This is a genomic window from Nonomuraea polychroma (genome assembly GCF_004011505.1).
Taxonomy (GTDB): Bacteria; Actinomycetota; Actinomycetes; order Streptosporangiales; family Streptosporangiaceae; genus Nonomuraea; species Nonomuraea polychroma.
Map to the genome: position 1 here is coordinate 3,444,095 of NZ_SAUN01000001.1, position 19,306 is coordinate 3,463,400.

General features: G+C 70.5%; 21 protein-coding genes. 10 read left to right on the plus strand and 11 right to left on the minus strand.

Annotated features, from left to right (window positions below; all coding sequences use genetic code 11):
• The first annotated feature begins 173 nt into the window (after nucleotides 1-173).
• On the plus strand, nucleotides 174-1,211 hold the full coding sequence (locus EDD27_RS15400; protein ID WP_127933051.1) for a DUF4037 domain-containing protein: 1,038 nt from the start codon (nucleotides 174-176) through the stop codon (nucleotides 1,209-1,211).
• Between the two features lies 1 nt (nucleotide 1,212).
• Here the strand turns inward: EDD27_RS15400 and EDD27_RS15405 are convergent, their stop codons facing one another.
• From EDD27_RS15405 to EDD27_RS15415, 3 genes are read right to left on the minus strand one after another with little or no spacing between them, the layout of a single operon-like run.
• Complete coding sequence (locus EDD27_RS15405) at nucleotides 1,213-2,007, minus strand: SRPBCC family protein (protein WP_206641422.1); 795 nt, start codon at nucleotides 2,005-2,007, stop codon at nucleotides 1,213-1,215.
• A complete protein-coding gene (locus EDD27_RS15410) occupies nucleotides 2,004-2,312 on the minus strand; it encodes an ArsR/SmtB family transcription factor (protein WP_127933052.1) in 309 nt (102 codons plus the stop codon). The genes EDD27_RS15405 and EDD27_RS15410 overlap by 4 nt, the downstream gene beginning before the upstream one ends.
• Nucleotides 2,313-2,357: 45 nt before the next feature.
• The gene (locus EDD27_RS15415) at nucleotides 2,358-3,116 is read right to left on the minus strand and encodes a MerR family transcriptional regulator (protein WP_127933053.1); all 759 of its coding nucleotides are present in this window, start codon (nucleotides 3,114-3,116) and stop codon (nucleotides 2,358-2,360) included.
• An 80-nt stretch (nucleotides 3,117-3,196) separates the two neighbouring features.
• On the opposite strand from EDD27_RS15415, the gene EDD27_RS15420 reads away from it, so the two are divergent.
• The 5 genes from EDD27_RS15420 to EDD27_RS15435 all read left to right on the plus strand — a co-directional run bounded on the left by EDD27_RS15420 (nucleotide 3,197) and on the right by EDD27_RS15435 (nucleotide 7,798).
• Nucleotides 3,197-3,982, plus strand: coding sequence for a MerR family transcriptional regulator (locus EDD27_RS15420; RefSeq protein ID WP_127933054.1), 786 nt, complete (start codon nucleotides 3,197-3,199; stop codon nucleotides 3,980-3,982).
• On the plus strand, nucleotides 3,979-4,524 hold the full coding sequence (locus tag EDD27_RS54185) for a hypothetical protein (RefSeq protein WP_164903379.1): 546 nt from the start codon (nucleotides 3,979-3,981) through the stop codon (nucleotides 4,522-4,524). The genes EDD27_RS15420 and EDD27_RS54185 overlap by 4 nt, the downstream gene beginning before the upstream one ends.
• Before the next feature lie 173 nt (nucleotides 4,525-4,697).
• Nucleotides 4,698-4,934 (plus strand): DUF5999 family protein, encoded by a 237-nt coding sequence (locus tag EDD27_RS15430; RefSeq protein ID WP_127933056.1) that lies wholly within the window; start codon nucleotides 4,698-4,700, stop codon nucleotides 4,932-4,934.
• 57 nt (nucleotides 4,935-4,991) lie between these two features.
• Nucleotides 4,992-5,153: a hypothetical protein gene (locus EDD27_RS54190; protein ID WP_164903620.1), complete on the plus strand. Its 162-nt coding sequence runs from the start codon at nucleotides 4,992-4,994 to the stop codon at nucleotides 5,151-5,153.
• A 269-nt stretch (nucleotides 5,154-5,422) separates the two neighbouring features.
• A complete protein-coding gene (locus EDD27_RS15435) occupies nucleotides 5,423-7,798 on the plus strand; it encodes an ATP-binding protein (protein ID WP_127933057.1) in 2,376 nt (791 codons plus the stop codon).
• Between the two features lie 232 nt (nucleotides 7,799-8,030).
• Here EDD27_RS15435 and EDD27_RS15440 read toward each other — a convergent pair whose 3' ends face one another.
• The 6 genes from EDD27_RS15440 to EDD27_RS15460 all read right to left on the minus strand — a co-directional run bounded on the left by EDD27_RS15440 (nucleotide 8,031) and on the right by EDD27_RS15460 (nucleotide 12,519).
• Nucleotides 8,031-8,480, minus strand: a complete 450-nt coding sequence (locus EDD27_RS15440; RefSeq protein ID WP_127933058.1) for a hypothetical protein — start codon at nucleotides 8,478-8,480, stop codon at nucleotides 8,031-8,033.
• A 459-nt stretch (nucleotides 8,481-8,939) separates the two neighbouring features.
• Nucleotides 8,940-9,137, minus strand: a complete 198-nt coding sequence (locus tag EDD27_RS58625) for a helix-turn-helix domain-containing protein (RefSeq protein WP_127933059.1) — start codon at nucleotides 9,135-9,137, stop codon at nucleotides 8,940-8,942.
• 403 nt (nucleotides 9,138-9,540) lie between these two features.
• A complete protein-coding gene (locus EDD27_RS15450; RefSeq protein ID WP_127933060.1) occupies nucleotides 9,541-11,001 on the minus strand; it encodes a S41 family peptidase in 1,461 nt (486 codons plus the stop codon).
• 146 nt (nucleotides 11,002-11,147) lie between these two features.
• Nucleotides 11,148-11,804 (minus strand): ABC transporter permease, encoded by a 657-nt coding sequence (locus EDD27_RS15455; RefSeq protein ID WP_127933061.1) that lies wholly within the window; start codon nucleotides 11,802-11,804, stop codon nucleotides 11,148-11,150.
• Nucleotides 11,753-11,926, minus strand: a complete 174-nt coding sequence (locus tag EDD27_RS54195) for a hypothetical protein (protein ID WP_164903621.1) — start codon at nucleotides 11,924-11,926, stop codon at nucleotides 11,753-11,755. Before EDD27_RS54195 ends, EDD27_RS15455 begins: the two co-directional genes overlap by 52 nt.
• Nucleotides 11,923-12,519 carry a hypothetical protein gene (locus tag EDD27_RS15460; protein WP_127933062.1) on the minus strand — a complete coding sequence of 199 codons (597 nt, stop codon included), beginning with the start codon at nucleotides 12,517-12,519 and terminating at the stop codon, nucleotides 11,923-11,925. Before EDD27_RS15460 ends, EDD27_RS54195 begins: the two co-directional genes overlap by 4 nt.
• A 215-nt stretch (nucleotides 12,520-12,734) precedes the next feature.
• Here EDD27_RS15460 and EDD27_RS15465 point away from each other — a divergent pair, with 215 nt between their 5' ends.
• Genes EDD27_RS15465 through EDD27_RS15475 form a run of 3 tightly spaced genes read left to right on the plus strand, consistent with a single transcriptional unit; the run spans nucleotide 12,735 to nucleotide 15,344 of the window.
• The gene (locus EDD27_RS15465) at nucleotides 12,735-13,388 is read left to right on the plus strand and encodes a response regulator transcription factor (RefSeq protein ID WP_127940718.1); all 654 of its coding nucleotides are present in this window, start codon (nucleotides 12,735-12,737) and stop codon (nucleotides 13,386-13,388) included.
• The gene (locus EDD27_RS15470) at nucleotides 13,388-14,641 is read left to right on the plus strand and encodes a sensor histidine kinase (protein WP_127933063.1); all 1,254 of its coding nucleotides are present in this window, start codon (nucleotides 13,388-13,390) and stop codon (nucleotides 14,639-14,641) included. The genes EDD27_RS15465 and EDD27_RS15470 overlap by 1 nt, the downstream gene beginning before the upstream one ends.
• A gap of 4 nt (nucleotides 14,642-14,645) precedes the next feature.
• Entirely contained in the window at nucleotides 14,646-15,344 is a 699-nt protein-coding gene (locus EDD27_RS15475) for a hypothetical protein (RefSeq protein WP_127933064.1), read from the plus strand.
• Between the two features lie 88 nt (nucleotides 15,345-15,432).
• Here the strand turns inward: EDD27_RS15475 and EDD27_RS15480 are convergent, their stop codons facing one another.
• A complete protein-coding gene (locus tag EDD27_RS15480; RefSeq protein WP_127933065.1) occupies nucleotides 15,433-16,470 on the minus strand; it encodes a hypothetical protein in 1,038 nt (345 codons plus the stop codon).
• A gap of 295 nt (nucleotides 16,471-16,765) precedes the next feature.
• Here EDD27_RS15480 and EDD27_RS15485 point away from each other — a divergent pair, with 295 nt between their 5' ends.
• Entirely contained in the window at nucleotides 16,766-17,689 is a 924-nt protein-coding gene (locus tag EDD27_RS15485; protein ID WP_127933066.1) for a helix-turn-helix domain-containing protein, read from the plus strand.
• 54 nt (nucleotides 17,690-17,743) lie between these two features.
• Here the strand turns inward: EDD27_RS15485 and EDD27_RS15490 are convergent, their stop codons facing one another.
• Nucleotides 17,744-19,021 (minus strand): chymotrypsin family serine protease, encoded by a 1,278-nt coding sequence (locus EDD27_RS15490; RefSeq protein ID WP_127933067.1) that lies wholly within the window; start codon nucleotides 19,019-19,021, stop codon nucleotides 17,744-17,746.
• Nucleotides 19,022-19,306: the final 285 nt, after the last annotated feature.

Below are 19,306 nucleotides of genomic sequence, written 5' to 3' on the forward strand. Positions count from 1 at the left end.
GTGATGGCCTCGCGCGTCGCCACCTGACCCGGCCGCTCGACGCGGTTGCTTGACCCCGGCCGCTCGACGCGGCGGCTTCGCCTTGCGGGTTGACCTGGGCTTTTGGCCCGGGGAGCGGGTGCGGGGAAAATCGGGTGTGGTTCCGGCGGCGCTCGTGCACAGTTGACGGGGTGATGTCCAACTTTGTGCCTGGTATTGAGTTGTCCCGAGCTTTCTACCACGAGGTCGTGGCGCCGTTGCTGCCCCGTGTGCCGCACAGCGCGGCGTTGATCGGCCCGGGGTCGGAGGTGCTGGCGTTCGACACCGCGCGCTCGGCCGATCACGACTGGGGGCCGCGGGTGTTGCTGTTCACGGAGGCGGCGGATGCGGCCGAGGTGGAGGCGAAGGTCGTGGCGGGCCTGCCGGAGCGGTTCCGCGACCTGCCGACGGTGTTCGGCTACCACGGTGAGGTGCGGCCGGGGGTGCGGGTGACGGAGCCGGCCGCCTGGCTGACGGGCATGCTGGGGTTCGACCCGCGGGCGGGCATGTCGCTGCTGGACTGGTTGTCGGTGCCGTGGCAGCGCCTGGCCGAGGTGACGTCCGGGGAGGTCTTCCACGACGGGCTCGGCGCGCTGGAGGCGGCCAGGGCGGCGCTGCGCTGGTATCCGCAGGACGTGTGGCGGTATGTGCTGGCCTGCCAGTGGCGGCGGATCGCGGAGGAGGAGCCGTTTCCCGGCCGGTGCGGCGAGGTGGGCGACGAGCTGGGCTCGGCCGTGGAGGGGGCGCGGCTGGCACGGGAGGTGATGCGGCTGGCGTTGCTGCTGCGGCGCCGTTACCCGCCGTACGCGAAATGGCTGGGCAGCGCGCTGGCGCGGCTGCCGGGCTCGACCGAGCTGGGGGAGTGCCTGGGGACGGCGGTGGCGGCGCGGTCGTGGCGGGATCGGGAGGAGGGCCTGGCCGGGGCGTACGCGCGGGTGGCGGCGTTGCAGAACCGGGTGGGGCTGGCCGAGCGGCTGGATGAGGGGGTGCGGGGGTTCTTCGACCGGCCGTTCCGGGTGATCGGCGGGGACCGGTTCGCCGAGGCGCTGATGGCGTCGGTGTCGGATCCGGTGATCAAGGGGTTGCCGGCGGCGGGATGTGTGGATCAGCTGTCGGATTCGACGGACCTGCTGATGTCCCCCGGGCGGGCCAGGGCAGCGGCGGCTGCCGCGCTCGGCCTCACACCTGAATGATCTACTTTGTAAAGGACGTCAGTTCGGACGCCAACTCCTCCATCCGGATTCTCCAATCATCGGCGACGGAAGGATCGCCGGTGCAGGTGAGGATGAGGCGGGCACCGTGGCCGGTGCCTTCGGTCAGTTCCCAGCGGACGGTGCCGCGCTCGGTGGCGTATTCGAGAATCTTGCCGGTTTCGGCGCGCATGACGGGCCCGGCGGGGACGCCGGAGACGGTGAAGGGGGCGGGTGGCGTTTGGCCGGCGGTGGCGTGGTCGCCGCCGAGGTGCTGCCAGACGTCGTCGGCGGGGCGGGTGAGCTGGCGTTCGAGGCGGACGGTGTCGTCGTCGACGGTGACGGGGTCGAGGCCGAGGATGTGGATGTAGTCGTCGTGCAGGCGGGCCATGGCGGCGGGGTCGTGGTGGAAGGGGCGGCCGTCGAGGTGGGCGAGCATGGCCATGATGCAGGTGTGCCAGCCGGTGGTGAAGCTTGCGGCGCCGTGGCGGTCGGTGAAGGTGTGGGTGAAGGAGAGCAGGGTGCCGTGGGGGCCGTCCGGTTGGAGTTCCCAGCGGAGGTGGTCGTCGCCCCAGGTGTGGGCGAAGACGTGGGGTGGGTCGTGCTGGGTGATGCGGCCGTCGGGGCCGAAGCCGTAGGTGATGCGGTCGCCGTCGATGGTGACTTCGGCGGGGAACCAGGCGGCGAGGTGCTCGGGCTGGGTGATGGCGCGCCAGACCTTGTCGGGTGGGTGGGGGAGGCGGCGTTGCATGCGCACGGTGGTGCGGCCGTCGGGGTGGAGGGTGAGGGTTTCGTTCACTGGTTGTCCTCCATGGTGTCGAGGTGGGCTTCGAGTCGGTCGAGGCTGTGGGTCCAGAGCCGGCGGTAGGGGGTGAGCCAGGCGTCGATTTCGGCGAGGGGGGCGGGGCGGAGTTCGTACCAGCGGCGTTGGGCGTCTTTGCGGACGGTGACGAGTCCGGCTTCGCGCAGGGCGCGCAGGTGTTTGGAGGTGCCGGGCTGGGTGAGGCCGAGGTGGGCGGTGAGTTCGCCGACGAGGCGGGGGCGTTCGAGGAGCAGGTCGAGGATGTGGCGTCGGGCGGGTTCTGCGAGCACGTCGAAGCGCATGCCGCTGAATATACCGACACGGTTATATGCCTGCAAGGGCATGTATCAGGTGTGGCGGCGGGCGTTGGCGTGGATGGCCTGGCGCAGGTAGCCGGCCAGGCCGGGGGCGAGGGCGTCGTAGGTGGCGGTGAAGCGGGGGTCGTCGACGTACATGTCGCCGAGGCCGCGGTGGATGTCGTAGGTGCAGTCGTAGAACCAGCGGCTGATGTGGCCGCGGTGGCGTTCGGCCAGATCCATGGCGTGTTCGCCGTCGGCGGGCAGGCCGGCCTTGAAGGCGGCGACGAGGTCGTCGCCGATGGCGGCGGCCTCGGCCTTGAGTTCGAGCCAGTCGGCCTTGGTGTAGCCGGCGACGCGGCGGCGGCTTTCGGCGTACTGGGGGGAGCTGCCCCAGCGGCGTTCGACTTCGGCCTCGTGGTCTTCGGGGCGGAAGTCCCCGAAGATCTCGAAGCGTTCTTCGGGGGTGAGGGGGATGCCGAGGGTGTGGGCCTGCATGGCGCGTTCGACGGCGGCGATGACCTGGTGCAGGTGCTGGGCGCGGCGGGTGAGCAGTTCGTGCTGGCGGCGCAGGTGGGTGAACTCGTCGGTGTGGGGTTCGTCGAGGATGACGGCGATCTCCTCGAGGGGGAAGCCGAGTTCGCGGTAGAGGAGGATGTGCTGCAGGCGGACGAGGTCGGCGTCGGTGTAGCGGCGATAGCCTGCGCGGGTGCGCTCGCCGGGGGTGAGCAGGCCGATCTCGTCGTAGTGGTGAAGGGTGCGGACGGTGACGCCGGCCAGGCGGGCGACCTGCCCTACGGAGAGGCTCATGTCTCCACCTTGCAGTCTTCCGTGGCGTGAGGGTCAAGCGGGCTGGACTCTCCCTCGGTGGGAGGCCTCATGCTGGGGGTGTGGAGGATGATCTGCTGCCGATCGGGCAGTTCGCGCGGCTGGGGCGGTTGAGCGTCAAGCAGTTGCGGCACTACGACGAGCTGGGGTTGTTGCGGCCGGCGTATGTGGATGCGGGGACGGGTTACCGGTATTACCGGGCGGCGCAGGCGCGGGAGGCGCTGGCGATCGGGCTGCTGCGGTCGATGGACGTGCCGTTGGCGGTGGTGGCGCGGGTGCTGGCGGGCGGGCCGGGCGCGTTGGCGCCGGTGCGTGACGATCTGGAGGCGGAGCTGGCTCGGCGGCGCCGGATGCTGGCCGTTTTGGAGCGGGTGATGGCCGAGGGGTTGCCGTCGGCGCCGGTGCGGCTGGTGGCCGAGCCGGCGCGGCGGGCGGCTGTGGTGCGGGAGGTGGCGCGGGGGCCGGAGGACATCGGGCGGGCGACGTCGGCGGCGGTGCGCCGGGTGCTGGGGGCGGTGCCGGCGGTCGGGGACGGGGTGCGGTTGATCGGCTTGTTCCCCGCGGATCTGGGCGAGGTGGTGGAGGTGTCGGTCGCCCGCGTGCTGGGCGATGAGGAGAGTGGGGGAGCGGAGGTGGAGGTGTTGCCGGGCGGTGTGTTCGCGTGTGCGACGCATTTCGGGCCTTATGAGCAGATTTCCCTGACGGCGCATGCCGTGTTGGCGTGGTGTGCCGAGCGGCGGCATGGGGTGCGCGGTCCGATCCGCGAGGTGTACGTGTCGGATCCGGCGGTCACCCCGCCGGAGTCGTTGACGACTGACGTGATGGTCGCAGTGGAGGAGGAGCAGTGACGCCTGAGGTGGTGACGCACGGTCCGGTGACGCGTTTGAGCGTCTCGGGTGTGGGGGCGCCGGGTGGTGCCGAGCATGCCGCGGCGATCCGGGCGCTGTATGCGGTGGCCGGGGCGATGGGCGGGCCGGGTGGGCCGCTGGAGGGGATGTGGTGGGTGGAGGACGAGCGGCCGGGGCTGGAGGTGGAGCGGGAGCTGTGGCGCTGGCATGTGCTGCTGCCCCCGGCGGGGCTGCTGGAGGCGGGGGCGCTGGAGGCGGGGGCGCTGGAGGCGGGGGCGCTGGAGCGGGCCCGGGAGGCGGCGCGGGGTTCCGGAGCCGCGGTGGATCGGGTGCAGGTGGTCACGTTCACGGAGGGGTTGTGTGTGGAGATGGTTCACGAGGGGCCGTTCAGTGAGGAGCATGTGTCGCTGGCGGTGATGGAGGAGTTCATGGCGGCGGGAGGGCTGGTGCCCTGCGGGATGCATCACGAGGTGTATCTGACGGCGTTCGACGATCCGCTTCCGCGGACGGTGTTGCGCCAGCCGGTGCGTGCGGCCGGCTGATGCTGCGGTGGAGGGTCGTCCCCGAGGCGGGGGCGGCCCTCTCCCTACGTTCGGACATAGGTACCTAAATGGGGATTTCTCACCTCTTTCTCGGGGTGGGGGCGGAGGCACTCTGATGGTGTGACCCGCGGAAGCGGGTAGCGAGGGAAACGAAAGTTCGAGGGTTTCGCATCATGTGCCAGCATCTGCCTCCGTGCCCGCCCGCCGACTCCGTCGGCCGCGAGGCCGCGCGCCTGGTCGCCTACCACCCCGAGCAGGGATGGGGCCTGCTGTGCAACGGGGTGGTGTTCTTCGACGACACCGGCGAGCTGCTGCCCGACGGGCGCAGCCTCGTACCCGCGCAGGCCGGCCCCGCCTACGCCGGCCACACCGGCCGCGTCCAGGTCGGCGCCCCCGCGAGCGCGGCATGAACGCACGCCGCCCCCGCGCGGGCGGCGTCGTGGACGTTCTCCACCCCACACCGGCCGGTGCCGCAGGCGCGCCACGCCCCCTGCGCCCTCGACGACGAGGAGAGCTCGCTCCGGCTGTGGCCGGTACAGCCGCTGTCGTCCGCCTGGGGCAGCGCCCCCACCGGAGGCGGCACGCCCGTCGGGTTCGACCTGCCGGTGCCTGCGGCCCTGGACGCGTGAGGTTGCCCTGCTCACGCGCACGGGGCGGCCCGGTACGCCGCGGGCCGGCCGCCCGGGGCCACGCGCGTGGCGCGGATTCACCCTCGCGATCCGCGCCACGCGCCACACGCCACGCGCCCGCCGGTCAAGGCCCGGTCGCCGGACACCCATGGAAGGGAAAAACTTCCTGTGGGTTTTTGGCGTGAACTGCCCCGGAAAACGGCCGGGACATAACCTGGGGGCGATGGTGGGGTCACGGGTGACCCGCCGGCCGCGTCGCGAAAGGCGCCATGACAACGGTGACGACCAGCGCCTCCCGGGGGCAGCACAGCGGCAACCTCCCGGCCGAGGTGACGAGCTTCGTGGGACGTCGGCAGGAAGTGGCCGAGGTCCGGCACCTGCTGTCCGTCTCCCGCGAGGTCACGCTGACCGGGATGGGCGGGGTCGGCAAGACCCGGCTGGCGTTGCGCGTCGGCCACGAGGTGCGGCGCGCCTTCCGCGACGGTGTATGGGTGGTGGAGCTGGCCGCGCTGGAGAACCCCGGCATGCTGGCCCGGGCCGTGGCCGAGGCGCTGGAGATCCGCGACACCAGCGCTGCGCCGCCGCTGCAGGTGCTGGCCGACCACCTGCGCGACAAGCAGACGCTGGTGATCCTCGACAACTGCGAGCACCTGGTCGGCGCCTGCGCCGTGCTCGCCGACACGCTGCTGCGCGCCGCTCCGGAGCTGCGCATCCTGGCCACCAGCCGGCACGTGCTGGGCATCGCCGGCGAGCACGCGGTGCCGGTGGCGCCGCTGCCGCTGCCGCTGCCCGAAGGGAACGGCGCCTGGCCGCCGCTGGAATCGCTGACGCAGGCGGACGCGGTGCAGCTGTTCACCGAGCGGGCCTGCGCCGTGCTGCCGTCGTTCGCCGTCACCGACGACAACCGCGACGTCGTGACCGGCATCATCCGCCGCCTCGACGGCCTGCCCCTGGGGATCGAGCTGGCCGCGGTGCGGCTGCGGGTCCTGTCGGCCGAACAGCTGCTGGCGCGGCTGGACGACCGGTTCCGGCTGCTGACCGGGGGGTCGCGGGCGGTACTGCCGCGCCACCAGACGTTGCGCGCCCTGATCGACTGGAGTCACGCCCTATGTTCGGAGGAGGAAAGGCTGCTATGGCATCGCGCCTCGGTGTTCGCCGGGAGCCTGGACCTGGAGGGGGCCGAGACGGTCTGCTCCGGGACCGGCATCGACCGCGAGGACGTCCTCGACCTGGTGATCGGCCTGGTGGACAAGTCCGTGCTGATTCGAGAAGACCATCCGGGCGGCGTCCGCTACCGGATGCTGGAGACACTGCGCCAATACGGCCGCGAACGGCTGTGCGAGCGCGGCGAGGAAGCGCGGCTGCGGCAGCGGCATCGCGCTTATTACCGCGACCTGGCGGGCCGCGCCCATGCGGAGCTGTTCGGGCCGGAGCAGGTGACCTGGTTCAACCGGCTGCATCTGGAGCACGCCAACCTGCGCAGCGCCCTGGACGGCTGGTTCGCGACGCCGGCGGATGCCCCGACCGGGCTGAGCATGGCCACCGACCTGCTGTTTCATTGGATCACCAGTTATTACCTGGGTGAGGGACGGGCATGGCTGGAGCGGGGACTGGCCGCCGTCTCCTCACCTGACGATGTACGCGGCCGCGCGTTGTGGGCCGGCGGCTGGCTGGCCGTCATCCAGGCCGACCTGCCGGCCGCGACGGCCATGCTGGACGAATGCCGCCGCATCGGCGCCCGCCTGGACGATGAGGCGCTGCTCGGCTACGCCGAGCTGTTCACCGGCATGATCGCCATGTGTCACAAGCGTCCCCATGACGCGATCGGCTGCTACGGGCGGGCCCTGGAACGCCATCGCCGCACCGGCGACCCGGTGGGCCTGGCCTCGTCGCTGATCCGGCTGTCGCTGGCCCGCTCGTACCTGGGCGAGTCGGATGCGGCCATCGCCGCGGCCGAGCAGGCGCTGCAGGTGTGCGACGCCCACGGGGAGGGCTGGCACAAGGCGTACACCATGATGGCGCTGGGGGTGGAGGTGTGGCGGCAGGGGGACCTGCCGCGCGCCGCCGAGCTGGAACGCCAAAGCCTGGCGTTCAACCAGTCGCTGGGCGATCTGCTGGGGGTCGGGATCACGATCGAGGTGCTGGCCTGGATCGCCGCCACGCAGGGCCTGCACGAGCGGGCCGCCAAGCTGCTGGGCGTGCTGGAGAGCGTGTGGAGCCTGGTCGGGGCGCCGCTGTCCGGGTACGGGCATCTGGCCGGCTACCACGAGGAATGCCAGGCGCGCACCCGCGAGGCGCTGGGGGAGACGGCCTTCGCCGCGGCGGTGCGGCGGGGGGCGCGGCTGCCGTACGAGGAGGCGGTGGCGTACGCGCTGGCCGACGACAAGCCGGGCGGGCCGGAACCCAAGGAGGCTGGCGAGCCCAAGGGAGAGCAGGCGCAGCTGACGCGCCGCGAGCGGGAGATCGCTCAGCTGGTGGCGCAGGGGATGACGAACAAGGAGATCGCGGCGTCCCTGGTGATCGCCCAGCGCACCGCAGAGGGCCACATCGAGCACATCCTGACCAAGCTCGGGTTCAACTCGCGCAGCCAGATCGCGGTGTGGGTGGGGGAGCAGGCGCGCGCCGACGGCGACGCGCCGGCGTGACAGGCCCCGGTTCCGGTCCTTTGGCAGCATGGGGGCCGGAACCGGTAAACGGGGGCGACCGCCGGTTCCGGCTGCCAGGTGTCAGGTGTCAGTAGGGCAGTGTCCGCCCTGATGGGGTCCGCAGGTCGAGGCCGTGCCCGGTGCGGGGTTTCTTGGTGGTGCGGATCTGTATCCTGCGCACGGTGCGGGTGACTCCCTTTCGCTGGTCGGTCGCGCGTGAGGCCTTCGGCGGTCAGTCGTGTGCGAGACGGAGCTCGAACCAGACGGCGGCGCCGGCGCTGCCCCAGCAGCACGCCAGCAGCTCCAGATGAGCGGCGACGGCGGCGGAGATCCGCCCAGCGGCGGTGTGGTCTCTGCCGTGCTCGTGGATCTCGCAGCGCAGCAGGCCGTCCTCGGCCGACAGCGTGAGTGTGATCTTCTCCGCGCCCCGGGCGAGGGCGTCCTCGACGAGCCGCCCGGCCAGCTGCTCGGCGGTGGCGGCCGGCGCGTCCAGCTGCCAGGCCGACAGCCGCGCCGCGGTCAGGCGCCGCGCGGTGCGCACGGCCGACGGCCGGGCCGACAGCGTCCAGGTGACCGTACGCTCCTGCCCGGTCCAGCCGGCGCGCAGCGCCAGGTCATGTCCTACGGCTAGGAGATCGTTCCAGGAGGGCAATCGCCAGGCGGGTGCTTCCCGCCGCGGCATGTCGCCCTGAGTGAATGGTGTCTGACACATGGCCCCCACGTCGATCCTTTCCCCCGGTGATGTGAGTACGTGTCCAGCATCACACTCAGCCCGAAACCCCCAATACGGGAAAAATCCCCATATGGATACCTAGATGTTCTACGTACGTAGTCCCCACGCGCGAAAAACCCATGCAGGAGCGATGAATCCGCCGCCGGCGCCGTCTCTCAACGGACGACACCCCTGCACCGGAAGGGAGGACCCGGACATGCGCCGGCTCATCGTGTGCGACATCGTCTCGCTCGACGGCTTCTTCGAAGGACCCTGCGGGGATGTCATGGCCGTGCCGTTCGAGGAGGCGTTCGACGACCACAACGCCGAACGGCTGCGCGCCACCGGCACGCTCCTGCGGGGCCGCCGGACGTGGGGTGCCGTTAACCACTGTGGCACCAGCCGCCATATAGGCCCTGAGCTGGTAATTCAGTCTCCTGTTTCGAGTTCTGCGCGAGCCGTTGGCTGTTCGATTGCAGGACGGCCTGTCGTGAGCCCGGGGACGTACTTGTAGATGGTCGAGCGGCTGACGCCGAGTAGGCGGGCGATGGAGGAGACGGTGTTCTCCGGCCACCAAGACCTCCCGACCGAACTCCATGACGTCCGAAGGCACCGACGCGCTTGCAAGCTCCCGGCCCGTCACTCTCTTCCAGCGCTTCGGTTCAGGCGTGAAGACCGCGCTGTGGTGGGGCCGCGCTGGGAGTAGTGCTTGCCACCAACGTCCCGCCCACAGCCAGGGATACGGGCGCCGCATAAGAAGATCGCCGACCGCAGGCGCAGCATCGTCCCCGACACCCTCGGCCTGCTCCTCGCGGTGCTGCTCACCGCCGCCAGCACCTCCGACAGCGCCGCCGGCCTCGGCTCGGTGGTTAGGTCGTCTCGACCCGACCACGCTACGTGCAGCTCCCGCTCCCAGCTCTACGTCAGGAATGGGTGCGACCGCAGGCTCCTCACGTCGGGCGCTCAGAGGTTCAGCGGAGGATGTCCGGGGCGGGTGGGACGCCCTCCACCTCGTCTCGGCGGTGCAGCTCTACTTGAGCAGATCGAGTGCCTTGTCCAGGCCCGGGTCCTTACCGGTGGAGATGTCCTTGGCGGTCAGCGGGACGAGGTGGTCGGCTGCCACGCCGATGCCGTTGATGGGTTCCTTCTTGGGGCCCAGGGTGCGCTTGTCGGGGAAGGACAGGAGGCTGTTGTCATCGAGCAGATACATCTTGCCGGCACCGGCGACGACGCCGGCGGTGCGGGTGCCGACCACAGGGGCGATCTTGTTGTCTTTGATCGCCGCGACGAAGTGGTCGCAGGCCGAGGCGCAGTCACGGTCGGCGAGCACGGTCAGGGGCAGGCCGAGCAGTGGGACGCTGTCGTCGGTGCGGTCGGCGGTGCAGCGATCGTCGGCGTCGCACTGCCAGGCGGTGACCTGGTCGTGGGCGAACGCGCCGAGCAGTCGGTTGACCTCACCGATGAGGCCGCCGCTGTTGCCTCGCATGTCGAGCACGACACCGGTCAGCTTCTTGTTCTTCTTCATGTCGTTGATCGCGTCGATCGCCGTCTGCGCGACGCGCTGCCCGAAGCTGGCGAGACGTACATAGGCGACGTCGCCCTTGAGCAGCTTTGAGGTCACCCTTGCCGTGGCCTTCTCGTCGGGCTTGTAGACGCCGGGCGTCAGGGTCGCTGTCCAGGTGCGGCCGTTGGCGGGGCGGCGGACTTTGATCCGGACCGGGTCGTCGTCCGGGTAGTTCTGGAAGAGCGGTACGACGGCGCCGAGGGACAGGACGCCGCCTGCGAACGGAACCGCTCCATTGACCGATTCGATGATGTCGCCGGGGCGCAGTCCCGCCTTCGCGGCCGATCCGCCCCGCACGCGGGAGACGTACATCGGCCCGGTGACCTGGTCCGGCTCGCTGAAGATGGGCCCCTTGAAGGGGGCGGTGTCCAGTCCGATGCCGTATTCGGTGCCCGGCTGGGGGTCCTCCGGCATCTGGGTGCGGTCCCAATGGGCGTGGTTGTTGTGCAGGCTGCCCAGCATGCCGAGGAGGGTGGCCGCGGCCGCAGCCTGGCGCTCCGTGGCGCCGGAGAGCTGGTCGTTGACGCGCGTGTAGACGGCGCTGAACGCTTCCCAGTCGCTGTCTCTCTTGCCGGTCAGCGCGGGCAGCGTGGCGTCGGCCACGTCGTGTCCGCTTGCGTGGAGTTCCCGGGTGAGCCCGGCGAACGCCCCGATCAGCAGCTGGCGGTTGTCCAGGGTGTCCGCGCCGTAGTAGTTCGTGAGGATGCAGGAGTACGCCTGCTCGATGGTGCTGATGGTGGTCGGCTTGAGCGCTTGCGGCTCGCCGCCGGGCTTCGGCTCGGCGCACGTCGAGGCCGCCTGCCAGGTCTGCACGGTCTGCGCCGCGGCGCCGCTCGGGAGGACCACCACCGCGCCGAGGCCGAGACAGGCAAGTACGGCGGCGGCACGCCGTCGAGAGCGGCCGGTGCCGGTCGTGATGTTCGTCATGGCTCATGGTTGTAGCGCGTCGGTGGTTTCGGCACGGTATCGTCGGCCGCCTGCCCTGAACGGATGCCGTACCTGGCCAAAGGGCATGCCGATACCCGGCACCGCGCTGCTCACCCGAGGTGCCGGGTGCTGGTTCGGCGATGGGCTCAGACGGTTCTGAGCGCCTCCGTAGGTTGCCTGCGTGCGGCACGCAGCGCAGGCAGAAGTCCCGCGAGGGCGCCGATGGCGACGGCCGCGCCGAGCCCGCCGCCCCAGGCGAGCGGCGGTACCACGGTGGCCCAGTCCTTGAGGTGGGCATAGAGCGCCGTGGCCGCCACCCCGATGGCCACTCCGGCGGCCCCGCCGAGCACGGCGAGCAGGATCGCCTCGGACAAGACCTGCAGCCGTAAGTGCCCTTTGGTCGCGCCGAGCGCGCGCCTGAGCCCGATCTCCGACCGGCGCTCGAGTACGGAGATGACCATGGTGTCGGCCACGCCGATGCCGCCCACGAGCAGGGCGACCGCGCCGAGGCCGAGGAACAGGCCGTTCAGCGCCGACCGGGCCGCAGCGCGGGCCACCAGGGCGGCCGAGGGCCGGCTGACGCTGACCTCGCCGGGGTTTTGCGGGTTGGCCGTTGCGGCGAGCACTTTCTGCACGTTGCTCACCTGCTCGGTCTGGGCTCGCACGTACACCGTGAACGGGTGGCCGTCGAAGTCCAGGTACTTCTGCGCGGCCGGGTAGCCGGCCAGCACTGAGGAGTCGATCTCTGGGGTCAGGGCGGCGGATTCGTCCCGGCGGCGAACGGGCCGGACAGCGCGAACCACGTACCGGCCGCGATCATCGCCCCGCCTGCGAGGAGCACCACGAGCCGGCCCATCCGACGGCGGCGCGGACGCCGGCCCGTCGCGCTCGCCGGGCCGGCGTCCACCGCCTGGGCTGCACTCACGACATGCCGCCCTGCATCTGCCCCTGCTTCGGCATGTTCTGCGGCTGGTACCGCCTACAGGCCTCCTCCGCCTTCTTGAACTGCTCCGAGGCGAGGTCCAGAGTGCCGTTCTGCGGGAGGATGAACCCGCCGTTGTCGTCGGGGTCGGGGAAGCTCGGCACGCCGTTCTCCCGCATGCACGTGGCGTACTTGCGCTTGTCCGTCACCGGCCAGGAATCCTCACGCACGGGCGGCTGGTCCGGGGCCGGTGGCTGGAACTGCTTGCAGCTCTTCTCCGCCGCCTTGAACTGCGGGGAGCCGAGCAGTTCCGGCGAGAAGGCGAGAGCCGTGTCCGGCTGGGGATCGGGGAAGTCCGGCATGCCGTTGGCGCGCATGCACTTCGCGAAGGCCAGCGCGTCCCCCTTTGAGGCGGTCGCGCCCTGCGACGGCGCGCCGCCCGTCGGGGACGCCACCGACGCGACGGCCCTGGCCGGCCCCTCGCTGCCGGCGCAGGCCCCAGTGGCCAGCGCGACGGAGGCCAGCAGCACGGCCATCGCGCCGCCTCGCCGCTCGCGGCCTTTCCTGCGGATGCCGGCATCGACAACGATTCGCATATCGCTCTCCATTACGTCCGGTGAGATGCCCGAAAGCCTTTACGCCTGCGGACGGCACGTTCGAGGGTGGGTGCGCCTTGCGGCATGCGACCATTTGTACGGGATCAGCGGTTTCGACGAGGTTTCGCCAGCCTTTGTCTGCGGATGAAACGCTGCCGAAACCGGGGTTGGAGGATGCTGGGGGAGGTGTTCCTTCTCGGTGGAGGTAGGTGCGGGTGCGCGTGCTCGTGGTGGAAGACGACGAGGTGACGGCGCAGACGGTGGCCGTGGGGCTGCGCAGGGCCCAGATGGCCGTGGACGTGGCATTCGACGGACCCGGCGGGCTGGAGCGCGCCCTGTTCAACGACTACGACGTGATCGTGCTCGACCGCGACCTGCCGGGGATGCACGGCGACGACGTGTGCGCCGAACTGCTCGCCGCCGGCTGCCGCAGCCGGGTGCTGATGCTGACCGCCGCGGCGACGACCGATGACCTGGTCGACGGACTCGGCCTGGGCGCCGACGACTACCTCACCAAGCCGTTCGACTTCCCCGCACTTGTGGCGCGGATCGGCGCGCTGGCTCGGCGCGTCCATCCGGCCCTCCCTCCCGTGCTGCGCCACGGTGATCTCGCTCTTGACACCGCGCGGCGCCGGGTCAGCCGGGGCGATCGGCCGCTGGACCTGGCCCCCAAGGAGTTCGGGGTGCTGGAGCTGCTGCTGGCCTCCGAAGGCCGGGTGGTCTCCGCCGGGGAACTGCTCGAGCGGGTCTGGGACGAAGCCGCTGACCCGTTCACGAACGCCGTGAAAATCACCATCAGCAGACTCAGGGCCAAGCTCGGCGATCCACCGATCATCGAGACCGTGGCCAGGCGCGGATACCGTATCTGATGGCGTCCCTGTCGGCTGTCACGCGGCTCGCGAGCCGCCTGGTACGTCCGCGCCTGCCCCGCCGTACCGTACGGCTGCGCATGACCCTCCTGTACGGAAGCCTGTTCCTGGTCTCCGGCGCCGTCCTGCTGGCGATCACCTATGGGCTGGTACGCCACGCGGTCATGGGCTCCGTGGTCAAGAGCTTCATCCCCGCGCCGGACGGCGCCTCCGTGCCCTTACCGGACATGCCACCGCCGGGCAAGTCGCACTCCGTGGAACTGCTCCCCGCCCAGATGCAGCAGGTCCTGGAGCGCCAGAGGGCCGACGTGCTGGACCAGCTCCTGATCAATTCCGGGATCGCGCTCACCCTCATGTCGATGATCTCGGTCGTGCTCGGCTGGGTCATCGCCGGACGCATCCTGAGCAGGCTCCGTACGATCATCGCGACCGCCGAAGACATCTCGGCCACCGACCTGCACCGGCGCCTGGCCTTCGACGGCCCCGCCGACGAGCTCAAGGCGCTGGGCGACACCTTCGACGGCCTGCTGGCCCGGCTGGAGGCGTCCTTCCAGGCCCAGCGCCGGTTCGTCGCCAACGCCTCCCACGAGCTCCGCACCCCGCTGACCCGCCAGCGGGCACTCGGCCAGGTCGCCCTGTCCGACCCCATGCCCACCGTGGAGTCGCTACGAGAGGCGCACGAGCAGATTCTCGCCGCCGGAGCCCACCAGGAACGGCTCATCGAGGCGTTGCTCACCCTGGCCCGCGGGCACGCGGGCATCGAGATCCGTCATGCCTTCGACCTGGCCCTACTCGCCGAAGAGATCGTGGACGCCCGCCGCGCGGAAGCCCACCGGCGCAGTGTGACGATCCGTCGGTCGTTCGGCGCGGCCCTGGCAGCCGGTCACCGCTCTCTCGCCGAACGCCTGGTCGCGAACCTGGTCGACAACGCGCTGTGTCACAACACCTCGCCCGGCTGGGTAGAGGTGGAAACCCGGACCACTGACGGCCATGCCGTGCTCACGATCGCCAACTCGGGCCCCGTGGTGGCCCCGGATGCCGTCGAAAGCCTCTTCCAGCCCTTCCAACGCCTCGGCACCGCCCGCACCGACCGCCCGGACGGGCTGGGCCTCGGCCTGTCCATCGTCGAAGCCATCGCCACCGCCCACGACGCCACCATCACCACCACCCCCCGACCCGAGGGCGGTCTGACCGTCACCGTCACCTTCCCACCCATCGGCGGGGCCGGCGGCCGCCGCCGCGACCGTCCATGACGACGTGAGCGCTTCTGTAGCTGCCGGGGCCCTGACACGTGGGCCGGCAGGTTCGCGTGAATCTGTCGCCGTCGGGGCCAAGGACGACGTTCGGATCTCCGAGTACGGCGGCCCGGACGACTACGTCGGATCCGGGCTCAGCCACTGGGACGGCCGCTCGTGGAAGCAGGTTCCCACGTCGAGCCCGTACGGCGACCATGACTGGGTCTCGCGCGTCGCCGCCACCGGCGGGGGCGAGGTGTGGGCAGTGATCCATTCCCAAGGAGTGGCCACGGTGACACGGCGGGACGGCTCCGGATGGGCCACCACTCCCCTTCCTCCCGCGCCCGGTTCCTCCCGCGCCCGGCTGCCCTCCTTCGCCCGCCGGCGGCTCTACGGTATGGCGGCCCGCGCCCACGATGACGCGTGGCTGGTGACGCAGGGCGGCTCCGTGCGGTCCGGGTCCTGCGAGGTGCCTGACCGCGGTATGGTCGCGCGCTGGGACGGCACCGCGTGGACGTGGCTGGATCTGCCGCTGACCGAGAGCTGGTTGCCCGCCGTCCGCGCTGACCGGGTCGGCGGCGTGTGGATCGCCGCCAACGCTTCCCGTGGGCAGTCGTACGTGCTCAATCTCCGTGACATCTTCCCGGTGCCGGGCACTACCCGGCTGTGGGCTTTGGCCCGGCGCGTCGACGGCACCCTGCTGATCTACGAGCTGGCCTGACCGCCCGGCCCCAACTGTCGATGTCGCCTCGATCCGAATCCGGCTCCGGGACCCAGTCACCTCACGGGACACGCCCCAGGGGAACAGGTCAGCGGAAGTCGCTGACACGGAGTACGGAGAGCATGTCGCTCTTGCGCGGCTCCGCGATGTCGCTGGAGGGGTAGAAGGCCGCGTCCACGCCCACCCAGCCGTGGAACTCCCCGTCGTCGTCGACGATCTGCATCATGGGCTTGACATGGGAGTTGCCCGAGTAGCACTTCTCCCGGTCGGTGCCGTCGCTGTTCCTGGTCAGGCAGGTGCACCAGTGCCAGTGCGTGTCCCGCCTGTCCCGGCTGGAGACCTGGACGATGTAGTTCTGCAGCGAGCTGTCGTTGATCGTGCTGCCGCCACCCGTGTACGGGCAGCCGCCGCCGGCCTGACACGCGCTGGTGGAGTTGGGCTGCAGGTAGGTCAGGCACCAGGTGGTGAGCGTGCACGTCCGGTACGCGCCCAGGTTGAACGCGCCCCCCGAGGTCGGGGCGATCTTGTCCTGGGTCCAGGTGATCATGTCGTGCCGCAGGGTGCCGCTGAAGGCTCGCACGGTTGGCATGGCCCGGCGAGTGGTCAGCGCTGCGTTGCTGCCGTAGGCGTAGCCGTAGTCGGCGAGGGTGTTGGACCGGAAGTCGATCCGGGCGAGCTTTCCGTCGCCGCGCAGGACGATGTTCCACTGCTCCGACCACGCCTGCCCGATGTTCCAGGTGATGTGCAAGACATCGCCCGAGACGCTGAACGTGCCGGTCCTGGTCTCCCCGGGGTCGGACATGAAGCCGCCGGCCGTTCGCACCTCGCAGTTGCGGACCAGGGTCTGTCCCACCGGCATCCGGGTCGTCGAGCAGGAGCCGTCGGGAACGGCGCCGGTGCCCTCCCGGGCGGTGGGGTAGCGCTGCCACCACAGGTAGGTGCGGGCGCGCACGGTGCCGTCAGTGGAGAATTGGTAGGTGCCCAGCCGGACCCAGTTGTCGCGTGAGCCTGCTTTCAGTGAGCCAAGGCTGACGACGTAGTTCGCCTTGCCGCCGGGGAGCGCGACGGCGTGGGCCGGGGTGGCGAGCAGAGGGAGGAGCAACAGAGGTAGGAGTAGCCAGCGCATAGATTCCCCCATTTCCGGTGGTGGCCGGAATTCGCTTTTTTTCGGATATAAGTAAACGGCTCCTCGTTTGCGACCAGGGCCGTAATCAAGCAGCCAGCATGGCGGCGGCCACCGCGCCGGCTGTAGTCGCCCTCTCGGCGAGTGCCGCCACGCCCGCCGCCGACGGCGGTACGTCTTGGCGCCTATCCCGCTCAGCGCGCTGTACGGGATGGACAGGCTCTGTAACGCCGCTGAAACCGGCCGCGCGGCATTCTGTTTGGCTGCGCCGTGTGCGAGACGGGAGAGGAGAACGTCCATGAGCCTCCGCAGTGTGGGGCTGACCGAATACGAGGAACACACCTACCGCGCCCTCCTGAAGGATCCCAGCAGAGAGATCAGTGGAGAGCCGGACGCCGTCCATGCGGCGCTCACCCGATTGGTGGAGCTGGAGCTGGTCCGCCGGGACGGCGACGGCCGGATGGTGGCGGTCGATCCGGACGTCGGCATCCCCAGGCTGATCAGAAGGCGTATGCGCGAGGCCAACGCCGAGCTGCGCCGCATCTCGTCGGCGTGGGAGACGCTCCACACGCTGACCGAGGGGCGCGGCGCCGCCGCCGACCAGATCGAGCGGATCGACGAGGGGGTCGGCGAACGCATCTGGTGCCTGGCGCAGGACGCGCGGGAGGTGCTCGCCGTGCACCTGCACCAGCGCCGGCTCCAGGTCCACGTCGGGATGCTGCCGCAGTACCTCAAGCGGCTCGGCGAAGGCGTCGAGTGGCGCACCATCATCCCCCGCGAGAGCCTGATGAACCCCGAGCTGGTCGAGTACTACCGCCGCCTGCACAGCGCGGGAGACCGGCACCGGGTCACCGACGAGCGCGTCCAGCAGATGATCATCCTCGACCGGGCCACCGCTTTCGTGCCCACCGTGCCCAACATCCCGGCCTCGGGCGCGCTGATGATCCGCCAGCCCGGCGCGGTGGCCACGCTGGTGGACCTGTTCGAGCGCGTCTGGCGGCACGCGACCGACCTCGAACCCGACGGCGCATCCCGCCTCACCGCGCTGGAGCGGCAGGTGCTGTACCTGCTGAGCTCGACGGACAAGGACGAGACCGCGGCCAGGAAGATGCGGGTGGGACTGCGGACCTACCGCAGGCACGTCGCCCAACTGCTGGTACGGCTGGGCGCGTCCAACCGCTTCCAGGCCGCGATCCTGGCCAAGGAACGGGGCTGGCTCTGAAGCCCCAGCCACCGGGCCGGCGGCTGGGGCCAGGTGAGCCGCGGTGGCCGTGGGTCAGGACGTCACGGTCACCGCGTCGAAGAGCTGTTGCGCGTAGTAGATGGAGGTGTAGTACTCGACGCAGTCCCCCGGACTACGGTTGCTGCCACTGTGGATGCCCGAGGCGCGCGCACCTCCCTGCACGGGCTTGTAGACGGCGCCACCCGAGTCGCCTCCGTTGGTGCAGGCACCGGTGTAGTTGGTGGTCTTGACCACCGGTGACATCGTCTGGCCGTTGTCGTATGTCACCGTCACGAAGTTGTCCACGACCTTGTAGCCACATGTCGTGCCGGTCGTGCCCCCGCTCACGCACATCGAGTCACCGACGGCCGGGTGGCCGGTCTGCGTCGACACCACGGGGACCGAGGTCGTCGCACGGGCGCCACCGCTGTAGATGCGAGGCTCGACGCCGGACACGCGGATCACCGAGATGTCGCCGTACTTCGTGGAGCCGATGTCGCAACTGTCGCCCGTAGACGCGCACAGTGAGTTCTGGTAGCCCTTGCTGGTGCCGATGACGTTGTCCCAGACCGTGGCGGCCGTGTTCGCCGTCGCCGCGTCCAGGGGGGTCGGGCTGTTGCAGTGTCCGGCTGTGACGAGGAACTTCTTCGAGCGGTCCGGGCGCATCATCGCAAACGCCGTGGAGCAACCAGACGTTTCACCGACCGGGCTCCCCGGGATCCCCCAGCCGGAGCCGCCCCAGTAGGGATACCGGTCACGCCAGCGGTCAGGCCCGTCCTGCAGGCTGGGTCTGGTTTCCTGATGAACCGTGACTGCATCGCCATACCTGGCGGCCAGCTGCGCCCTGGCCTCGTCGGTGACGGTCTCCAGGCCGACGCGGACAGCGTTGTGTTCCCAGTCCATTCCCGTGCTGGCGATGGGGACCGAGGCGACCGTATCGAGCGCGATGATCTCGTTGGCCAGCCGTTGCAGGTCCGCGAAGCTGCGGGCGGCCGTACGCGTGGCGCCTGCCGCGCCGACCGCGGATCGGGCGGTGGACCGGGTACGTGCCGACGCGCTGGGCGGAAGGGCGGCGACCACCTGCTCGCTCGCCTTGTCGTACCAGACGCCGGCCCACTGCGCCGGGTCCTTGACCATCCTCCGGTTGAGATCCTCGATGCGCTTGATGGCCTCTTCCGGTGGCTCCACCGGTTCGGACGTGTCGGCAAGGGGAGCGAGCGGGCGGTCGTACGCGCTCGCGGGAACGGCAGGGCTCAGGGAGAGCGTGGCCACGGCGATCGTGGAGGCGAAGATCGCTAATCCGCGGCGGCTCGTTGGACGGACACTGACCACTGGACGGCTCCTTCAGGGTTGCCGGGGGAGGGGCGACCACGGCGCTCCGCTGACCGCGCCCCGATTACGGGTCGGACCGTAATCGGGGTCAACGATCTCGGTCAACCGTGGCGAGCGCGGGCTGTGTGACCAGGCATTTCGGCCTTTCCCGAGCTGTGGCCTGGATCGTTTGCCCAGGTCGGAGGGGTTGGTCGACACACGTGAAACGCCCGGCACCTATCTGCCGGGCCCGGCATGTTCCTGCCTGAACACCGAATCGGTGACCCCACCCTGCGAGCGCGACCG

Bases quoted from the DNA above. Each gene is read 5' to 3' on its own strand.
- EDD27_RS15435 (WP_127933057.1), top strand. From the start codon at position 5,423: ATGACAACGGTGACGACCAGCGCCTCCCGGGGGCAGCACAGCGGCAAC.
- EDD27_RS15440 (WP_127933058.1), bottom strand. From the start codon at position 8,480: ATGCCGCGGCGGGAAGCACCCGCCTGGCGATTGCCCTCCTGGAACGAT.
- EDD27_RS15415 (WP_127933053.1), bottom strand. From the start codon at position 3,116: ATGAGCCTCTCCGTAGGGCAGGTCGCCCGCCTGGCCGGCGTCACCGTC.
- EDD27_RS15450 (WP_127933060.1), bottom strand. From the start codon at position 11,001: ATGACGAACATCACGACCGGCACCGGCCGCTCTCGACGGCGTGCCGCC.
- EDD27_RS15410 (WP_127933052.1), bottom strand. From the start codon at position 2,312: ATGCGCTTCGACGTGCTCGCAGAACCCGCCCGACGCCACATCCTCGAC.
- EDD27_RS15460 (WP_127933062.1), bottom strand. From the start codon at position 12,519: ATGCGAATCGTTGTCGATGCCGGCATCCGCAGGAAAGGCCGCGAGCGG.
- EDD27_RS15430 (WP_127933056.1), top strand. From the start codon at position 4,698: ATGTGCCAGCATCTGCCTCCGTGCCCGCCCGCCGACTCCGTCGGCCGC.
- EDD27_RS15400 (WP_127933051.1), top strand. From the start codon at position 174: ATGTCCAACTTTGTGCCTGGTATTGAGTTGTCCCGAGCTTTCTACCAC.
- EDD27_RS15485 (WP_127933066.1), top strand. From the start codon at position 16,766: ATGAGCCTCCGCAGTGTGGGGCTGACCGAATACGAGGAACACACCTAC.
- EDD27_RS15480 (WP_127933065.1), bottom strand. From the start codon at position 16,470: ATGCGCTGGCTACTCCTACCTCTGTTGCTCCTCCCTCTGCTCGCCACC.
- EDD27_RS15470 (WP_127933063.1), top strand. From the start codon at position 13,388: ATGGCGTCCCTGTCGGCTGTCACGCGGCTCGCGAGCCGCCTGGTACGT.